General features: G+C 25.6%; 18 protein-coding genes. 16 read left to right on the forward strand and 2 right to left on the reverse strand.

Annotation, left to right across the window (positions count from 1 at the left end):
* Positions 1–907 precede the first annotated feature (907 nt).
* Both CRIB_RS05185 and CRIB_RS05190 read left to right on the forward strand, forming a co-directional pair.
* The gene (locus CRIB_RS05185; RefSeq protein WP_180703465.1) at positions 908–2,290 is read left to right on the forward strand and encodes a Fic family protein; all 1,383 of its coding nucleotides are present in this window, start codon (positions 908–910) and stop codon (positions 2,288–2,290) included.
* Positions 2,291–2,371: 81 nt separating this feature from the next.
* Complete coding sequence (locus CRIB_RS05190; RefSeq protein WP_180703466.1) at positions 2,372–5,401, forward strand: type I restriction endonuclease subunit R; 3,030 nt, start codon at positions 2,372–2,374, stop codon at positions 5,399–5,401.
* Between the two features lie 160 nt (positions 5,402–5,561).
* On the opposite strand, the gene CRIB_RS05195 is transcribed toward CRIB_RS05190, so the two are convergent.
* Both CRIB_RS05195 and CRIB_RS05200 read right to left on the reverse strand, forming a co-directional pair.
* Positions 5,562–6,518: a SpoIVB peptidase S55 domain-containing protein gene (locus CRIB_RS05195; RefSeq protein ID WP_180703467.1), complete on the reverse strand. Its 957-nt coding sequence runs from the start codon at positions 6,516–6,518 to the stop codon at positions 5,562–5,564.
* Between the two features lie 120 nt (positions 6,519–6,638).
* A complete protein-coding gene (locus CRIB_RS05200) occupies positions 6,639–6,938 on the reverse strand; it encodes a hypothetical protein (RefSeq protein ID WP_180703468.1) in 300 nt (99 codons plus the stop codon).
* A gap of 215 nt (positions 6,939–7,153) precedes the next feature.
* On the opposite strand from CRIB_RS05200, the gene CRIB_RS05205 reads away from it, so the two are divergent.
* The 14 genes from CRIB_RS05205 to CRIB_RS05275 all read left to right on the forward strand — a co-directional run bounded on the left by CRIB_RS05205 (position 7,154) and on the right by CRIB_RS05275 (position 17,439).
* Positions 7,154–7,990, forward strand: a complete 837-nt coding sequence (locus CRIB_RS05205) for an aldo/keto reductase (RefSeq protein WP_180703469.1) — start codon at positions 7,154–7,156, stop codon at positions 7,988–7,990.
* Between the two features lie 455 nt (positions 7,991–8,445).
* Complete coding sequence (locus CRIB_RS05215) at positions 8,446–8,832, forward strand: hypothetical protein (RefSeq protein WP_180703470.1); 387 nt, start codon at positions 8,446–8,448, stop codon at positions 8,830–8,832.
* 266 nt (positions 8,833–9,098) lie between these two features.
* Positions 9,099–9,350 carry a hypothetical protein gene (locus CRIB_RS05220; protein WP_180703471.1) on the forward strand — a complete coding sequence of 84 codons (252 nt, stop codon included), beginning with the start codon at positions 9,099–9,101 and terminating at the stop codon, positions 9,348–9,350.
* Between the two features lie 123 nt (positions 9,351–9,473).
* A complete protein-coding gene (locus CRIB_RS05225) occupies positions 9,474–9,698 on the forward strand; it encodes a hypothetical protein (protein ID WP_180703472.1) in 225 nt (74 codons plus the stop codon).
* Between the two features lie 91 nt (positions 9,699–9,789).
* Positions 9,790–10,083 (forward strand): nucleotidyltransferase domain-containing protein, encoded by a 294-nt coding sequence (locus tag CRIB_RS05230; RefSeq protein WP_071120636.1) that lies wholly within the window; start codon positions 9,790–9,792, stop codon positions 10,081–10,083.
* Positions 10,076–10,465: a nucleotidyltransferase substrate binding protein gene (locus CRIB_RS05235; RefSeq protein ID WP_180703473.1), complete on the forward strand. Its 390-nt coding sequence runs from the start codon at positions 10,076–10,078 to the stop codon at positions 10,463–10,465. Before CRIB_RS05230 ends, CRIB_RS05235 begins: the two co-directional genes overlap by 8 nt.
* A 210-nt stretch (positions 10,466–10,675) precedes the next feature.
* On the forward strand, positions 10,676–10,822 hold the full coding sequence (locus CRIB_RS12825) for an aldo/keto reductase (RefSeq protein WP_408638566.1): 147 nt from the start codon (positions 10,676–10,678) through the stop codon (positions 10,820–10,822).
* 180 nt (positions 10,823–11,002) lie between these two features.
* On the forward strand, positions 11,003–11,293 hold the full coding sequence (locus CRIB_RS05245; RefSeq protein ID WP_180703474.1) for a hypothetical protein: 291 nt from the start codon (positions 11,003–11,005) through the stop codon (positions 11,291–11,293).
* Between the two features lie 242 nt (positions 11,294–11,535).
* A complete protein-coding gene (locus tag CRIB_RS05250) occupies positions 11,536–12,066 on the forward strand; it encodes a sigma-70 family RNA polymerase sigma factor (RefSeq protein ID WP_180703475.1) in 531 nt (176 codons plus the stop codon).
* Positions 12,067–12,069: 3 nt separating this feature from the next.
* Positions 12,070–13,245 (forward strand): DUF4179 domain-containing protein, encoded by a 1,176-nt coding sequence (locus CRIB_RS05255; RefSeq protein ID WP_180703476.1) that lies wholly within the window; start codon positions 12,070–12,072, stop codon positions 13,243–13,245.
* 248 nt (positions 13,246–13,493) lie between these two features.
* Entirely contained in the window at positions 13,494–14,870 is a 1,377-nt protein-coding gene (locus tag CRIB_RS05260; RefSeq protein WP_180703477.1) for a 5'-3' exonuclease, read from the forward strand.
* Positions 14,871–14,899: 29 nt separating this feature from the next.
* On the forward strand, positions 14,900–15,358 hold the full coding sequence (locus CRIB_RS05265; protein ID WP_180703478.1) for a YdeI/OmpD-associated family protein: 459 nt from the start codon (positions 14,900–14,902) through the stop codon (positions 15,356–15,358).
* Positions 15,359–15,691: 333 nt separating this feature from the next.
* A complete protein-coding gene (locus CRIB_RS05270; RefSeq protein WP_180703479.1) occupies positions 15,692–16,708 on the forward strand; it encodes a BMP family lipoprotein in 1,017 nt (338 codons plus the stop codon).
* A 296-nt stretch (positions 16,709–17,004) separates the two neighbouring features.
* Positions 17,005–17,439: a flavodoxin gene (locus CRIB_RS05275; protein ID WP_180703480.1), complete on the forward strand. Its 435-nt coding sequence runs from the start codon at positions 17,005–17,007 to the stop codon at positions 17,437–17,439.
* Positions 17,440–17,443: the final 4 nt, after the last annotated feature.

Raw genomic sequence — 17,443 nt, forward strand, 5'->3', positions numbered from 1 at the left:
CAAAAAATCATTATAATTAGATTATGGAACAAAGTTTGATTTAAATGTAGGGGATGAAGTATACATATATACAGGTGCTCCATATAGTGCAATATTTTTAAAGTGTTCTGTAAGAGCTATACTTAACTACGACGAAACTATAAATGATGAAGAGTTTTTATTTGATAATGAAGATAGTACAGATATAGCTAGAAAGCCTAGATATGTAAGGCTTGTACCAGTTAAAAATTATTTAAATAAAATAGATAAGGTGAATAGTAATAAATTAAAAGAGCATGGAGTAAAAGGATTTTCATTCCAAATCCAATTATCTCAAGAGACTATTGATTATTTAGATATTATATAAAAACATAAACAGGTTTACAAAATATTATAAAATATATATAATATTGGTTAATAGCGGTGGATGTCTGCGGACTACACTTAAGAGAATCAGATGAGTCTGATTCTCTTTTTATTTTCTTAAAAATAATTTAGTAAATATAGAGGATATAAAAGAATATAGTACTACTTTATTTAACTCCATAAATTAAATTTCAGACAAAACAAAAAGCTAGAATCAGAGAAATCTGATCCTTTTTTACGCTTAAGGATATTATAATACTTAAAAAAATGTGGATAAATTCTGAATGTAAGTAATATCAACAAATTGGTTTTGAGCGTAAAAAAGATTTTGAGCAACGGATGAAGTCGTTGGCGACATGAGCGAAGCGAATTTTTTATTATAACTGTTAAAATATAAATTCTAACAATTAATATGTGACACGAAATTAAATTTGATTCCTAAAATAGTTGCAAAAATACAGTAGAATCAATACATTAATACAGAATAAAAAAAATATTATAATTGACAAAACTTAAAAAAGTTAAATATAATAAAAGAAAACATATAAAAGTCGGTGATATTATGCAAAATAAACTTACAAAACGAGAACAAAGCAAACAAAATAATATATTAGCAATACAAACATTTAAAAATCAAGGGTACACAGTAGCACAAACAGCAGAACTATTAAGACTATCTAAAAGAACAGTATATCGTTATTGGGACAATACTGATTATAAAATATTTAATAATATATCAGAAGTTAAAACTGAAACAGAACAATATATAACAAAAGAAAAATATAAATATCAAATGGAAAAGGGTAAAGATTTAGATTATGAATGGGATAAGATATTATCTAAAAGAAAAGAAATAGCCACTTATACAGAACTAAAAAATGAAAAAGGAAATAAGCTATGGTTTGTAGAAACTGAAAAAATTAAATCTGCTATAGATTATATAGAAATAAAAGCAAAAGATGATTTATTAAAATATAGTAAAAGTTTATTTAAAAATTATATAAGCTCAGAAGAAATGCTTTTAGATAGTTTAGCAGATGAATCTTTTTATTCAAGTACTATAGAAGGGGCATTTTCAACTAGAAAAGTAGCAAAAGAATTAGTAACGGATAAAAGAGTTCCATCAAGTAAAAGTGAAAAAATGATATATAACAATCACATGGCTCTTAAGTATGGTCTTGAGGATAAGGAAAATCAGATTACGGAAGACCTAATGTTAAAGATTTTTGAGTTAATATCAAAAGATACATTAGATGAAGAAACTCAAATAAATAAGTATAGGGTAGAGGATGTTGTAGTAAGAGATAAAAGAGGAGAAATAATCCATGAAGGTGCTCATGTAGATAATATACAATCTATGATGGATGATTTGTTTAGATTTATGTATAGCAATGATATTAATCCTATAATAAAAAGTGCAATATTTCACTTTTATTTTGTTTTTGTACATCCATTCCCTGATGGTAATGGAAGAACTGCAAGGGCAACTTCTTATATATATTTAGTTAAAGAAGGATATGATATATTTAAGCATTTTTCTATCTCAGCATTAATTGCTCAAAAGAAAAGTAAATATTATAAGTGTATAAAAGATGTTGAAGATAATGAATTAGATATGACATATTTTATTGAATTTATTCTTGGAGTTGTGTCAGAATCTATTGATATAATATTGGATAAATATACTAGAAAGCATATTGAAAATTATATATTTATGGAACTTGTAGATAAAGGTGTAAATATAACTAATGAGCAAAAAAAGATTATAAAATATATATTAAACAAAGAAAATTACAGTGCTACTATTGAGAATTATACTAAAAAGAATAAGTCATCAGACTATAAAAAAGTGAATAAAGATATGAATTATTTAACTGATATTGGAATACTAACTAAATCTAAAGAAGGAAGACATAATCTATATTCCATTAATGTTATTAAATAAAGCTAGTCAGATGACTAGCTTTTATTTTTGCCTAAAGTTAAGTATAATTATAATATAAACTTAAACATATGGGGGAAGATGATGTTTACAGAAGAAAGCCTAGAAAATGTAGTCATAGAATACCTAAAAGACATTGACTACAAATATATACATGGAAGTAACTTAAACAGAGATAATAAAGAAGTTCTTCTACTAGATAGATTAGAAGAACGCCTTATAAATATAAATAAAGAAATACCAAAAAGTTCAATAAAAGAAGCAATAAGAAAAATACGTACATTTGAAACTAATGACGTATTTACAAACAATAAGCTATTTCACAAATACTTTACAGAAGGAGTGGAAGTAACAGACTTTATAAATGGAGAAACAAAGTATTACACTATAAAATTAATTGATTATGACGATATAGAAAATAACGACTTTTTAGTAGTAAATCAATTAGAAATAGTGGAAGATGGAAATAAAAAAATACCAGATGTAATAATATACATAAACGGTATACCAATAGTATGTATGGAACTAAAAAGTACTTCTCGTGAAGAAGTAGATATTGAAGATGCCTACAAACAATTAATGAACTACAAAGAAGTTCATATACCATCATTATTTTACTACAATGCATTTTTAGTAATAAGTGATGGTGTAAACACTAAAGCAGGTACTATTACAGCACCTATAGATAGATTTATGGCATGGAAAAAAGTTAATGGAGATGAAGAAATAAAAGATTTATTCTCTATAGATTATAGAAATTTAGATACCTTAATTTATGGCATGTTTGATAAAAATAGATTATTAGATATTATAAAAAACTTCATATTATTTACTCCAAAGGGAAAGATAATGGCTCAATATCATCAATACTATGGTATGAAAAAAGCTATAAATTCAGTAGTTAATGCAGTAAAAAATGATGGTAGAGCAGGAGTTGTTTGGCATACACAAGGAAGTGGTAAGAGTTTTTCGATGACTTTCTTAGCAGGTAACTTAGTAAAGCATAATAAGTTAAACAATCCAACTATATTAGTAATAACTGATAGAAATGATTTAGATGGTCAGTTATATGATACTTTTTGTTCAGCATATGAGTTTTTAAGACAAGAACCTATAAAATGTGAAAGTAGAGCGGATGTACGTGAAATACTAGAAGGAAGAAAAACTGGTGGTGTAATATTTTCTACTATTCAAAAATTCGTAGAAGAAACTGGATTATTAAGTGATAGAGAAAATATTGTGGTAATGGTAGATGAAGCTCACCGTACTCAATACAATATAGATGGAAAGCTAGATACTAATACTGGCGAGATAAAGTATGGTTATGCAAAATATCTAAGAGAATCTCTACCTAATGCAACATATATAGCATTTACTGGTACTCCTATAGAAACAACTGATAAATCTACTTATGGAGTATTTGGTGATTTAATAGATGTATATGATATGACACAGGCAGTAGAAGATGGAGCTACTGTTAAAATATATTATGAATCAAGACTAGCTAAAGTTAAACTAGATAGACATCAAATGGATTTAATAGATAATGAATATTATAATATGCAAGTTAATGAAGGTGTAGAGGATTATATAGTTGATCAAAGTCAAAAGCAAATGTCTCGTATGGAGCAAATTATTTGTGATGAAGATAGAATAAAACAAGTTGTAAAAGATATAATAGCTCACTATGAAGATAGAGAAAACTTAGTAGCAGGAAAAGCTATGATAGTTGCATACTCAAGAAAAGCAGCATATATGATGTATAAGGAAATTCTAGAGCAAAGACCTAGTTGGAATAATAAGGTTAAAATGGTTATGACAACAAATAATCAAGATAGTGAAGAAATGGCAAAGCTAATAGGAACTAAGAAAACTCAAAAGCAAAGGGAAGATGAATTTAGAGATTTAGAAAGTGAGTTTAAAATAGTTATAGTAGTTGATATGTGGCTAACAGGTTTTGATGTACCTTCTCTTGATACTATGTATATAGATAAGCCTATGAAAGCTCACAACTTAATGCAGGCAATAGCTCGTGTAAATAGAGTATATCCTGGTAAAAGTGGAGGTTTAGTAGTTGATTATATAGGTCTTAAAAAAGAGTTATTTGATGCACTTAAAACTTATACAACTAGAGACCAAGATAAGATACAAGAAAATGAAGAGGCTAAGATAATAGCATTAGATATATTAGAGATACTAAGAAATGAGTTTCATAAGTTTGATTATGAGCCTTTCTTTGGTGATAGTGATAAAGTAAGGTATGAATTAATTAGAGATGGAGCAGAATTTGTTCAATTTATAGAGCAAAGAAAAAATATCTTTATGGAACAAACTAAAAAATTAAAAGATGTTTATAAAATATGTACAGCTCTATTATCAAAAAGAACCAAAGATGAAATAGCATTTTTTATGGCAGTAAGGTCATTTATTATGAAAACAACAAGAACAGGAAAGCCTGATTTAAAAGAAGTAAATGCTAGAATATCAAAAATGTTAGAAGAAGCTATAATAGGTGATGAGGTAATTGTTTTAACTAGTGCAGGCTCACAAGAAACTTTTGATTTATTAAATGAAGATAATATAAATAAGCTAAGAGCGTTACCACAAAAGAATATAGCAACAAATATATTAATGAGAGCTATGAAGGATAAAGTAGAACAAGTAAAGCAAAAGAATATTATTGTAAGTAGAGCATTTAGTGAAAAACTACAAAAGATAATAGAAAAGTACAATAACCGTAATGATGAAAAAGATGTATTTGAAGTATTAGAAGCTTTAGTAGAATTTAAGCATGAGTTATTAAAAGCTATAGAATCTGGAGATGAAATAGATTTAACATACGAAGAAAAGGCATTTTTTGATGTATTAACAGCAGATCCAGAGGTAATTGCTAGTATGGAAGATGATATTTTGATAAATATTGCAAAGGATTTAACTAAAACTGTTAAAGAGAATATGTGTCCCGCTTGGCATGAAAGAAAGCAAGCACAGGCAAAGATGAGAATGCATATTAAGAAATTGTTAAAGAAATATGATTATCCACCAAATAAAAGTGAAAAGGCTATTGAGGATGTAATGGAACAAGTTAAACTTCAATGTGTAGCGGGAATGTAAATAAATATAACAAGTAAGGGAAAGCAAAAGTTCAATAGTTTAAATAGTGGTAATAAGGAAAATCCACAGTTAAAAGATAATATAATAGGTGCATTTTGTAGAGCTTATAATATATATAAAATACCATAGGTAGCAAATCACTACCTATGGTCTAAACTCATCATTTATTACAATTTTTAATCATATAATCTATATTTGTCATAACACCAATACGTTTATTAGACTTTACAACAGCACGAGCTCCACCAACAATCTTATTATCTTGAATTATAGGAGTACCACTCATACCTTGAACTATACCGCCACGGTATTTTAACAAATCTTTATCAATAATCTTTATTTGAGAAACTTCTTTCCCAACTTGAGATATCTCAATCTCATGCATCTTTAACTCATTAGTTACAGGAGACTTACAATATAAATAAGCAGTACCTACCTTTGGAGTACCTATTTCAAAAGCCAAATTAGGATTATATGTGTAGCTTTCAAATTTTCCACATATACCACCATCTCCAGTACCAGTAAATTTACCTATTTTATCACCCTCTGCACTTGTAACTAAATATCCAGTATTAAATAGAGTATTTTTCTTTGTTTGAACATAACATGTTTTATAAACAGCATTATCTAAAAAATCAAAAGGCATTTGTTCATCTTTTAAATTATGAGATAACCCTATAAAATTACCTTCAGAATCAATTGCTGTAACAGTTCCTAGATAATATGAATAATAACCAAATTCAAAATCCCTAAGATCATCAGATGTTATATCTATTGATTTAACTTTACCTTTTCTATAACAAGTAGCTTTCAAAGGTAAATTTTCAACTCTCATAGTTTTTTCTATATTTTTACGACTTGGAACAATTTCCTCATCGTTTAATTTTATAGATAATAGTATATCTGATTCTTTTAAGGTTTTATTACGATTTAGCTTACTTCTTACAATAGGATACTTTAGCTTTACACCCAATTCAATAACTTCACCAGAGGGCATAAGTTTTGTATTTTTAGATATTGGATTTTCATCACAAAATACAAAAGATGAACCTAATAAAATCATTATTAATGTGGTTGAAAGAACTTTCTTTAAAGTGCTAATTTTTTGGTCATTCATTCAATCAACTCCCTTTTTAATATTATAAGTTACTTATAGTTTTGCTTAAAGTGACATAAAATATATTGGGATATAATGACTTTTACAAAATAAAAATTTAATATTTAAAAAATAAATATATTATCTTTCTAAGTAATCATCTAAGAAGATATTGGCATTGTGTTGAAATTCATTACTGCTTTCAACTAGTAAATATTGACTTATATTAAAATCATTAACATGCACATTATAAGTAAAAATATATTTTTCTAATATATTTACAAATGCAACTCGATTTGATTCACTAGGTATTCTTATATATGTTTTTAATTTTTCTAAATCACAATTACTAATTTCAATTTTACTTTCTTTAAATTTTTTTGATAAATCAAGAAAAAAATCTTTTTGTATATCAACATATTTATGTAATAGTCGCATCATTTTTGTTACCTCCAAATTATTAAACTTAAATATTAAAATAATTATCATAGAAAGAGTATTTACCAAATTTATAAAAATAAATCAAGCTATAAATATATATGCAATTATTAAACCTATAATACTACTAAGCTAAAATAATGTATATAAAGTAATTTGAAATATATGGTAAAATATAATAAGGATATATTTAAAAAATATAAAGGGAGAAATGTTTTATGGTTGAAAAATTTATGTTATTAAGTAATGGAGTAAAAATACCATCAATAGGATTTGGAACATATAAATCAGGGAATGATGAAGAAACAGCTAAAATAGTTAAAAATGCTTTAAATCTAGGATATAAAATGATAGATACTGCTTCATTTTATAACAATGAAGTAGGAATAGGTAAAGGTATAAAAGAAAGTGGTATAGATAGAAAAGATATATTTTTAGTAACTAAACTTTGGAATGATGATCATGGTTATGATAACACTATCGAAGCTTTTAACAAATCATTAAATAACCTACAAGTAGATTACATAGATTTATATTTAATACATTGGCCAAATAAATTAAACGCTGAAACTTGGAGAGCATTTGAACATTTATATGAGACAGGAAAAATAAAAGCTATCGGAGTATGTAACTTTAAAATTGAGCATTTAGAAGAACTAAAGAAAACTGCAAAAATAATGCCAATGGTAAACCAAGTAGAAATTCATCCTTTTAGCACTAAAAATAATATTATTAACTACTGCAAAGATAATAATGTTAAAGTAGTTGCGTGGAGTCCTATAAGTAGAGGAAGAGTATTATCTAATGAATTAATGATTGATTTATCGCAAAAATATAAAAAATCAATAGTACAAATAGTATTAAGATGGCATATGCAAAAAGGAGTTATACCTATACCAAAATCATCAAACGAAAACAGAATAAAAGAGAATATAGACATATTTGACTTTGAAATTTCTAGTGAAGATATGAAAGCAATAGATTCATTAGATGAAGGGGATGATATGTCAGTAACAACACCACCATTAAATACCATATATGAAGAAGTAAGATAAAGTATAACGCTTTAAAATCTGTGTATTAAAGTAATATCAATATATTTATAAAGTTAAAAATTGATAAAATACTTTAATACAAGTATTTAGTTAGTGTTATAAGTATAATAAAGGTATTAATTGTTATATAATACGANNTCATCAAACGAAAACAGAATAAAAGAGAATATAGACATATTTGACTTTGAAATTTCTAGTGAAGATATGAAAGCAATAGATTCATTAGATGAAGGGGATGATATGTCAGTAACAACACCACCATTAAATACCATATATGAAGAAGTAAGATAAAGTATAACGCTTTAAAATCTGTGTATTAAAGTAATATCAATATATTTATAAAGTTAAAAATTGATAAAATACTTTAATACAAGTATTTAGTTAATGTTATAAGTATAATAAAGGTATTAATTGTTATATAATACGAATGAAAAAGTTTATTTGGGAGAATAGGTATGAAGTTATTAATAGAAAATTTATTTTGGATAATAATTATTATTTTTGGAAGTATATATTTAATATTTTTAGAAATTAAAAATTATAATAATAAAAACCACTTAAAATCTATAATAAAATTTACTGAAGAATATATTGTTGAAATGAAAATAATAAATAAAACATTTTCTAAAGGTACTATTATAAGAATTGGTGGAGCTATACTTCCATCAGTGCTACCGAATACATATACTATTGAATTAGAATACGAAGGTAGTAATTATGAAATAAATGATAAAGAGATATTTAATTCTTATGAAATCGGTCAATTTATAAACCTAAAACTAGTTAAGAGTTTAGATAAAGATAAAAATATAATAAAGTCTGACTTATTTAAAATAAGCTAAATATACAATTTTAATCTATTACGAACTAAATGAATAGGAGCATATACCCCTATTTTTATTGAAAAAATTTATATAGGAACAAGGAAAGGAGAATTATATTATGGTTACTATTTCAGTAGAGTTATTTTTTCAAATACTAAATACTATATTAGGGATTTTTATTATATTTATTGGATATAAAGTAATTTGCTATATTGGTAATTTTTTATCTAAAATAGTAAAGAAATAGCTATATAATAAAAAATAAAATAAATGGGGCAAAAGGAATGAATCAAACAAAAATAAAAATTAGTATTAGATGGATACTTATAGGTATATTTGCTATAATTATTGCTTTTATATCATCAAGATTATTTGTTGGATATATCAATGAATTATTAAGGTCTAATTGGCAATACCAGTTGTTTGAAAGTGAAAGTTCATATAGGGTATTTGCTAATTGTATTATGATTTCTAATATATTTTTAGAAATATTCTTAATATATATTTGTTATAAAATGAGAAAAAGGAAATCTTAATATATTACCAATTAAATGTATAGGAGCATATGCTCCTATTTTTGATTACAAAGTAACAAAAACATACTAAATAAATGTTATAATATAGATACATTCATAATTGTTATATCCTACTAAATAAGGATGTATTCAATATTATTTAATTTTAGATTACATGTAGCAGATATGGAGGATGGAAACACAAGTTTAAGTTCATCAGGAGTAAATGCAAAAACTGTGTATGAAAAAGAATTAGATGATAACAGTACAAAGGCATATACTCAAGTCTCACTTATAACGGGAGTACTTTCTCTTGTAAGTTATTTTATATTAAAGTTTAAGACTTATTCAACAAAAAATAGTATATAAAATTAATAGGATTAGTAGATAAAGTAAATACAAAAATATATAATAAAGAATGTAAATAGATATTTAGTATTCTATAGTAAGAGGTGATTAAGTGATTGAAGAAAAACTAAGATTAGAGTTAGAGAGTATATTTAAAAAATATAAAGAAATAGAACAAGTAATATTATTTGGCTCAAGAGCTAGACAAGATAATAAATATAATTCAGATATAGATTTATGTTTATTCGGAGAAAAAATAACCCATTTAATACAAGCGAAAGTAACTATGGATATAGAAGAAGTAAATACACCTCTAAGTTTTGATATACTAAATTTTAATGAATTAACGAAAGAAAAACTAATTGAAAATATAAAAAATGAAGGGATTATAATATATAATGGCTAAAAAATTAGATGAAAGAAAAGAAGACTTCTATAAGGCATTAAAAAGATTGGAAGAAGCTCTTAAAAAGGATATATCAGATGATATTATAATAGATGGGATTATACAAAGATTTGAATTTACATTTGAACAAGCTTGGAAAGTAATGAAGCTATACCTAGAAGATCAAGGTATACTAGATGAAGCACTAGCACCAAGAAGTACAATAAGATGTGCATTTAAACATAAGCTGATAAATAATGGTGATGTATGGATAGAGATGATGTTAGATAGAAATAGGACATCTCATATGTATGATGAAGAAACAGCAGTTAATATAGTAAACTTAGTAAAAGAAAAATACATAATAGAATTTAATAAACTAAAAGATTTTTTAGAGGATTAATAATATTTATTATAAATACTACAATAATATAAATTAGTTCACAATATTAATATTATTACGAACTAAATAAATAGGAGCATATACTCCTATTTTTATTGAAAAAATAAAAGAGATTAGGTGTTAAATGTCCTAGTAGAGAAAAATCTAAAAAATAAAGTAAATAACTAATAATATAGATAGAAAAGGCATATGTAAAAAGGAGTTATACCTATACCAAAGTCATCAAACGAAAACAGAATAAAAGAGAATATAGACATATTTGACTTTGAACTTTCTAGTGAAGATATGAAAGCTATAGATTCATTAGATAAAGGGGATGATATGTCAGTAACACCACCATTAAATACTATAGTATGAATAAGTAAGATAAAGTATAACGCTTTAAAATCTGTGTATTAAAGTAATATCAATATATTTAGAGATAAAAATTGATAAAATACTTTAATACAAGTATTTAGTTAGTGTTATAAGTATAATAAAGGTATTAATTGTTATATAATACGAGTAAATTAATAAAAATGAAAGGGATGACATAATATGAGAATATGCAAATCATGTGGGGAAAAATTTAATCTTAATCAAAATTTAAAATCTATATTCACAAGAGACGGTAGAATAGAATGTGAAAAATGTAATTCAATATTTGTTTTGAAAAAAGAAAATATATTTGAATGGATAGTCGATTATCTATATCTATGTATAATAATTAGTATTTCAGATATAATAGGTGGGTTTAAGGGGATTCTTTTAGGATTTGTTATCGGAATTATTGGCGTAATGATTAATTTAAATTTAGATAGTCGCTACATATTAAAAAGCAACAAATAAATATAAGTTTAAATCGTATTTGTTATATAATGTGAATTAGAAATAGCATAAATGATAGTTTTATAAAGGTGTTATAAATATAGTTATGGCATCTTTTTTTGTGCTTTTTTAATATATAATCATTAAATGAGTTACAAATAGAAAAATAATGAAAATTATTTTTTTATTTGTGTCAGATTTTATTAATTAAAATTGAATTAAATAATGTAAAAGCTTTTATAAAATATTAGGAGGAGTATAAATTGCAAAATAACCTATTAATTAAATATATAAAGAAGAAAAATCCTAAGGGAATGGATATGCTGATAGATAATTATGGTGGAATTATAGCATCAGTAGTAAGAAACCATCTGGGGACTTTAATAAATTACGAAGAAGAATGTATAAATGATGTTTTACTATCTATTTGGGAAAGTATTGATGGATATGATAGGGATAAAAACACCTTTAAAAATTGGATATGTGCCATTGCTAAATATAAATCAATTAATTACAGAAAAAAGTATTTAGCTAAATATGAACAAACAGAAATAAACAATGAAATTTACTATATAGATAAAAACTTAGTAAAATTAGAGATAAATGAAGATGTAGAAGATATTTTACGTTGTCTAAATCATAAAGATAAAGAATTATTTATTAAATATTATATTGAGGGTTATGAACTTGAGGAGATAGCTAAAACAAATAAAACAAATGTTACAAACTTATATAGTAGGTTATCTAGGGGTAGAAAGAAAATAAAAAAAACTTTAAATTATAAGGAGATATAAATTATGAAAGATAATTTTAAACTATTAAATAATATTGATATGGATTTAGATAAATACGAGGATTTAAATATTGATAAAGATAAATTAAAGAAAAAAATGAGAACACAAATTAAAACTAAAAATAAATTCAAAAAAAATAAGTTAAAAAAGTTAATTATTGCATCTAGTGTATGTGTATCAATTTCGATAGTAACATTAAGTAATGATAGAGTATGGGCAGTATTTGGAAATATAGGAAGACAGATAGAACAGTATTTTGGTAAGAAAGAAAATGAATTTAATGGTTATAAAGTGAGTATTAATGAAAGTGTAGAAGATAAGGGAATAAAGATGACACTATATGAAGTTTTATTAGATGATGGGCAGATATTACTAAGTATGAATATGGACCATTCTCAATTTGATGAAAGTAGTTTAAAGAAGGGATTGTACAAACATAAAAACTATTATTGGAATAAAGCAAGTGTATATATTGATAATAAAAAATTTATTTTAGATAGTACTAGCACAATTTTTGAAAAGGAAAAAGAAAAAAAACAAGACTTCTTATCAACAATATCATTAACTTCAATTGATAACAATGATGATGGATATGCTGATATTGAAAATTATCAATTACTTGATAATATAGATGTTAATAAAGATTATGAAATGAAAGTAGTATTTGAAGAAATAGGAATACATCAAGTTGGATTATTACCTGGAGCAAAGTATGATAATTTTATTGATATAGATGGGAAGTGGGAATTTAATTTTATTGTAAATGGACATAAGATTAAAGATGAAACTAAAACTTATGATATAAATAAAAATATAAAGCTAGAAGATGAAGGATTTAAGGCAGAATTAGATATTAAAATGTTGAGAATATCACCTGTATCTACAAAGTTAATTTATAATATAAAAATGGGAGAAGGATATGAGTTCGAAAATAGATACATAGATATTGAACTACAAGACCAAGACGGAAATATAATTGGTGGTGGAAGCAGTGGAGGAGGTAATGCTGAAGGAACATATATGAATATGGAGTTAAACGTATATCAATCAGATATAAATAAATTAAGTAGTATAAAAATAGTTCCATATCAATATTATAGAGAAAAAGATTCTACAAATCCTAAATATAACCATATTATAAAATATGAAGATAAGGCTATAAATTTAGATATTAAATAAAATAGTTTATTACTGTAGTAATCATAGATAATCTAAGTTTAAACTTGAATTCTAAACCACTTTTTCTATGGCAAATAGATAAGTGGTTTTTTATTGAAAAATGAAAGAAATTAGATATTAAATATCCTAGTAGGAAAAAAGAAAAACATAAAAAATAAAATAAATAAATAGCTAATAATATATACAAACCTACATAAATGAAATAAAATAGTATTATTATATTAAAGAAGATAACAAAAGGAGAATATATGGAAAATTTATTCGATTTTTTAGAAAATAAAAACAAAGAAGAAAATATAATATTAGAAACTAAAACTATAGATATATCTACTACACAAAATGATAAATACATCATAGATGAAGAGCACTTAAAACATATAGAAAAAGTTAAAATAAGTTTATATAATGAAGATGAAATAAAGGCATCAGGCCTAGAAAGAAGCGATTATATAAGATTAAATAGTTATGTTGGCTCTAGATTAAATACAGATTTAAGAATTAAAAACAATCCTATAAAAGAAGTAGAAGTTAAAATAGAATTAGTTGAAGAAAACTATTTAGACTCACTTGAAGAAGTTGAAATGGATGAAGATATATTTAATGAAAATGATAGTATAAAAGAAAATAAATTACTAATAGTTGATGGATCTTCACTTTTATCAACAAGTTTTTATGCAACTGCAAGAGATTTACTATTTGCAAAAACAGAAGAACAAAAAGAGTTTGCATATACAAAATTAATGAAATCTCCAGATGGAGAATATACAAATGGAATATATATGTTCTTTAAAACATTACTTCCATTAATTGAAAGTCAAAAGATAACACATTTAGCAGTGGTACTTGATAGAAGTAGAAACACATTTAGACGAGAAATAGATCCAGAATACAAAGCAAATAGAAGTGAAACACCATATCCACTTAAAAGTCAATTTAAGTTATTAACTGAATTGCTGCAAGAGATAAATATACCTGTATTTTCTCATACTAAATATGAGGCAGATGATTTTGCTGGGAGTTTAGTTAAGAAATTTGAAAAAGATATACCTATATATTTACACACGAAAGATGAAGATTATATTCAGTTAGTATCAGATAATACTAAATTATGGATGGTAACAAGTAAAGCTGATGATATGTATAAAGAAATAGGTATAGATAAAAAGAATATCAATGTTCCAAGTGGGATATTTGAATATACACCAGAGTATGTTAAACACTTTAAAGGAATAGAACCAATTCAAATTATAGATGCAAAGGCCATAGAAGGGGATAAGTCAGATAACATAAAAGGTGTTAAAAATGTAGGTCCTACTTCATCTAGACCACTTATAGCACATTATGGTTCTATAGAGGAAATATATAAGAATATAGAAAACTTAAGCAAAAATGAAGAAAAGGAACTTTTAACATTCTTTAAAGAAAGCCTAGGTATAAAAAGATCTCCTTTAAAGAACTTATTACTATATAAAGAAGATGCAATTATTAGTAAAAAATTAGCAACTATAAAAACTGATATAGAAGAAATACAAAATATGGATTTAGATAGTTTAGCCTTAAATATAGACAATGAAAAGATGCATGAAATATTTATGAATCTAGGAATGGTAAGTTTAGTTAAATAAATTTATCATAAATGATTTGGAGGAAATAAATGGCTTATAAATTTGAAGCAATAATACAACAAGTTGAAAATAAAGATGCAACATTTATAGAAATACCTTTTGATGTAGAAAAAGAATTTGGTGCAAAAAGAGTAAAGGTAAAGGCTAAATTTGACAATATAGATTATAGAGGATCTATAGTAAGAATGGGTATGCCATGCTTTATAATAGGGCTTACAAAGGAAATAAGAAAGAAAATAGGTAAAGGAATAGGTGATACTGTATCTGTAGAAATAGAAAAAGATGAAGAAGAACGTATTGTTGAAATACCTATAGAATTTAAAAGTATGCTTAATGGAAATAACAATGCTAAAGATTTTTTTAACAGTTTATCATACTCTCAAAAGAAAAAGTATATAACTTGGATAACATCAGCTAAAAAGGAAGAAACTAAAATAAAGAGAATGAATGAGGCTTTACTAAAACTAGAAGATAAAGTGAAGTTATAATATATAAATTATAAATGCCTTTATATCAGTACATTTTTATCTGGTATAAAGGCATTATCTGTATTGAAAAGAAATCGATTGTTTTGTCGATTAAACAATTTTTTACCGATATAATAAAAATTAAAAAATATTTTAAACTATATTGACAGAATTTCATAAAAATGTAATAATAATGATAAGAAAAACTTTAATTTGGTACAGAGAGACTAAAAAGATATTTGAATAGCTTTAAGTGTAAATGAACTTACTATCCTTTTATCTCTGTAGGTAAAAGGATTTTTTATTGCAAATATCTTTTAACTTTGGAAAACATAATAAGTGGAGGTTAAAAAGATGACATTTAAAAAAATAGCAACATTAGCAATGGCAACAGTGGTATCAGCATCATTATTAGTAGGATGTTCGGGAAATAATGAAAGTGCATCAGATGATAAAATAACTGTAGCAATGATAACAGACGTAGCAGGAGTAAACGACCAAAGTTTCAATCAAAGTGCATGGGAAGGACTTCAAAGGGCTGAAAAAGAATTAGGTATAGAAGTTAAGTACTTAGAATCAAAACAAGATTCAGACTATGCAACAAACATAGAAACATTAGTTGATGAAGATGTAGATTTAATACTTGGAGTAGGTATGAAATTATCTGAAGCAATAAAAGAAGGTTCTGAGTTATATCCAGACCAAAACTTCGTACTAGTAGATGAAGAAATTGATGCTAGCAACGTAAAGAGTATATTATTTAAAGCTGAAGAATCAGCATACTTAGCAGGTTTAATAGCAGGTAAAACTACTAAAACAAATAATGTAGGATTTATAGGTGGTATGGAGTTACCAGTTATAGATACTTTTAAATATGGATATATGGCAGGAGTAAAAGCAGCTAACCCAGATGCTAAAGTTCAAGCTCAATATGCAAACTCATTTACAGATCAAGCAAAAGGTAAAGCTATAGCTAACCAAATGTACACAAATGGTGCAGACATAGTGTTCACTTGTGGTGGAGACGTTGGAACAGGTGCTATAGAAGCAGCTAAAGAAAACAATAAATATGCAATAGGTGTTGATAGAGACCAAAGTGATTTAGCACCTCAAAATGTATTAACTTCAGCTATAAAAAGAGTTGATGCAGGTGTATTTGAAACAGTTAAATCATATGTAAACGGAACATTTGAAGGTGGAACAACTACAACTTATGGATTAGAAGAAAATGCAGTAGGAGTACCTGACACTACTAAAAACTTAGTTTCTCAAGATATATTAGATTTAGTTGAAGAAACAATTACAAAGTTAAAAAATAAAGAAATAACAGTTCCTAAGAACGAAGAAGAATATAACGCTATGTTTAAATAGACATATAAAATAAAAAAGCTACAGATAAGATTTATATAAAACTTATCTGTAGCTTTTTTACGTATAAGTAAATTATATCATAGCTATATTTGTTGATAATCTATGAATATAAGTAATATCAATAACTAAGGGCTTAAAGTGTTTCGCCGACACCTTGCTCAAGCGAAGCGAATTTTTTATTAAACGTAAAAATTTAGTTGACATTGATAAAAAAACAATATATTATTTAATTAACGATAATGATAATTAATATCAATTAGTTAAATGATATATATAAATAATAGGGAGGAAAAGGGATGAAAATAGTATATTGGTCAGGGTCAGGTAACACTGAAAAAATGGCAAATTTAATAGCGCAAGGGATAAAAGAAAATGGAGTAGAAGCTCAAGTAATAGACGTATCTCATGCTAATTCAGATATATTTAATGATGAAGACATAATAATATTAGGGTGCCCAGCTATGGGAGCAGAAATGCTAGAAGAATGTGAATTTGAACCATTTATAGAAAGTATATCAAGTAAGGTATCAGGCAAAAAAGCAGTACTGTTTGGCTCTTACGATTGGGGCGATGGTGAATGGATGAGAGACTGGATGAGCAGAATGGAAGAGTATGGTTGCGATGTAATGTTTGATGGTCTTATAATCCATGAAGCACTAGAGGATGATTGTACAGAGTGCTTAGAATTAGGAAAAAAAATTGCAGGTATGTTAGTTAAGTCATTTAATTAATATT

The organism is Romboutsia ilealis (genome assembly GCF_900015215.1).
In the GTDB taxonomy this organism is placed as follows: domain Bacteria; phylum Bacillota; class Clostridia; order Peptostreptococcales; family Peptostreptococcaceae; genus Romboutsia; species Romboutsia ilealis.

What these genes read in the sequence shown, in the direction of transcription:
- CRIB_RS05185 (WP_180703465.1), top strand. Translation starts at nt 908, where the DNA reads ATGCAAAATAAACTTACAAAACGAGAACAAAGCAAACAAAATAATATA.
- CRIB_RS05190 (WP_180703466.1), top strand. Translation starts at nt 2,372, where the DNA reads ATGTTTACAGAAGAAAGCCTAGAAAATGTAGTCATAGAATACCTAAAA.
- CRIB_RS05195 (WP_180703467.1), bottom strand. Translation starts at nt 6,518, where the DNA reads ATGAATGACCAAAAAATTAGCACTTTAAAGAAAGTTCTTTCAACCACA.
- CRIB_RS05200 (WP_180703468.1), bottom strand. Translation starts at nt 6,938, where the DNA reads ATGATGCGACTATTACATAAATATGTTGATATACAAAAAGATTTTTTT.
- CRIB_RS05205 (WP_180703469.1), top strand. Translation starts at nt 7,154, where the DNA reads ATGGTTGAAAAATTTATGTTATTAAGTAATGGAGTAAAAATACCATCA.
- CRIB_RS05215 (WP_180703470.1), top strand. Translation starts at nt 8,446, where the DNA reads ATGAAGTTATTAATAGAAAATTTATTTTGGATAATAATTATTATTTTT.
- CRIB_RS05220 (WP_180703471.1), top strand. Translation starts at nt 9,099, where the DNA reads ATGAATCAAACAAAAATAAAAATTAGTATTAGATGGATACTTATAGGT.
- CRIB_RS05225 (WP_180703472.1), top strand. Translation starts at nt 9,474, where the DNA reads ATGTATTCAATATTATTTAATTTTAGATTACATGTAGCAGATATGGAG.
- CRIB_RS05235 (WP_180703473.1), top strand. Translation starts at nt 10,076, where the DNA reads ATGGCTAAAAAATTAGATGAAAGAAAAGAAGACTTCTATAAGGCATTA.
- CRIB_RS05245 (WP_180703474.1), top strand. Translation starts at nt 11,003, where the DNA reads ATGAGAATATGCAAATCATGTGGGGAAAAATTTAATCTTAATCAAAAT.
- CRIB_RS05255 (WP_180703476.1), top strand. Translation starts at nt 12,070, where the DNA reads ATGAAAGATAATTTTAAACTATTAAATAATATTGATATGGATTTAGAT.
- CRIB_RS05260 (WP_180703477.1), top strand. Translation starts at nt 13,494, where the DNA reads ATGGAAAATTTATTCGATTTTTTAGAAAATAAAAACAAAGAAGAAAAT.
- CRIB_RS05265 (WP_180703478.1), top strand. Translation starts at nt 14,900, where the DNA reads ATGGCTTATAAATTTGAAGCAATAATACAACAAGTTGAAAATAAAGAT.
- CRIB_RS05270 (WP_180703479.1), top strand. Translation starts at nt 15,692, where the DNA reads ATGACATTTAAAAAAATAGCAACATTAGCAATGGCAACAGTGGTATCA.
- CRIB_RS05275 (WP_180703480.1), top strand. Translation starts at nt 17,005, where the DNA reads ATGAAAATAGTATATTGGTCAGGGTCAGGTAACACTGAAAAAATGGCA.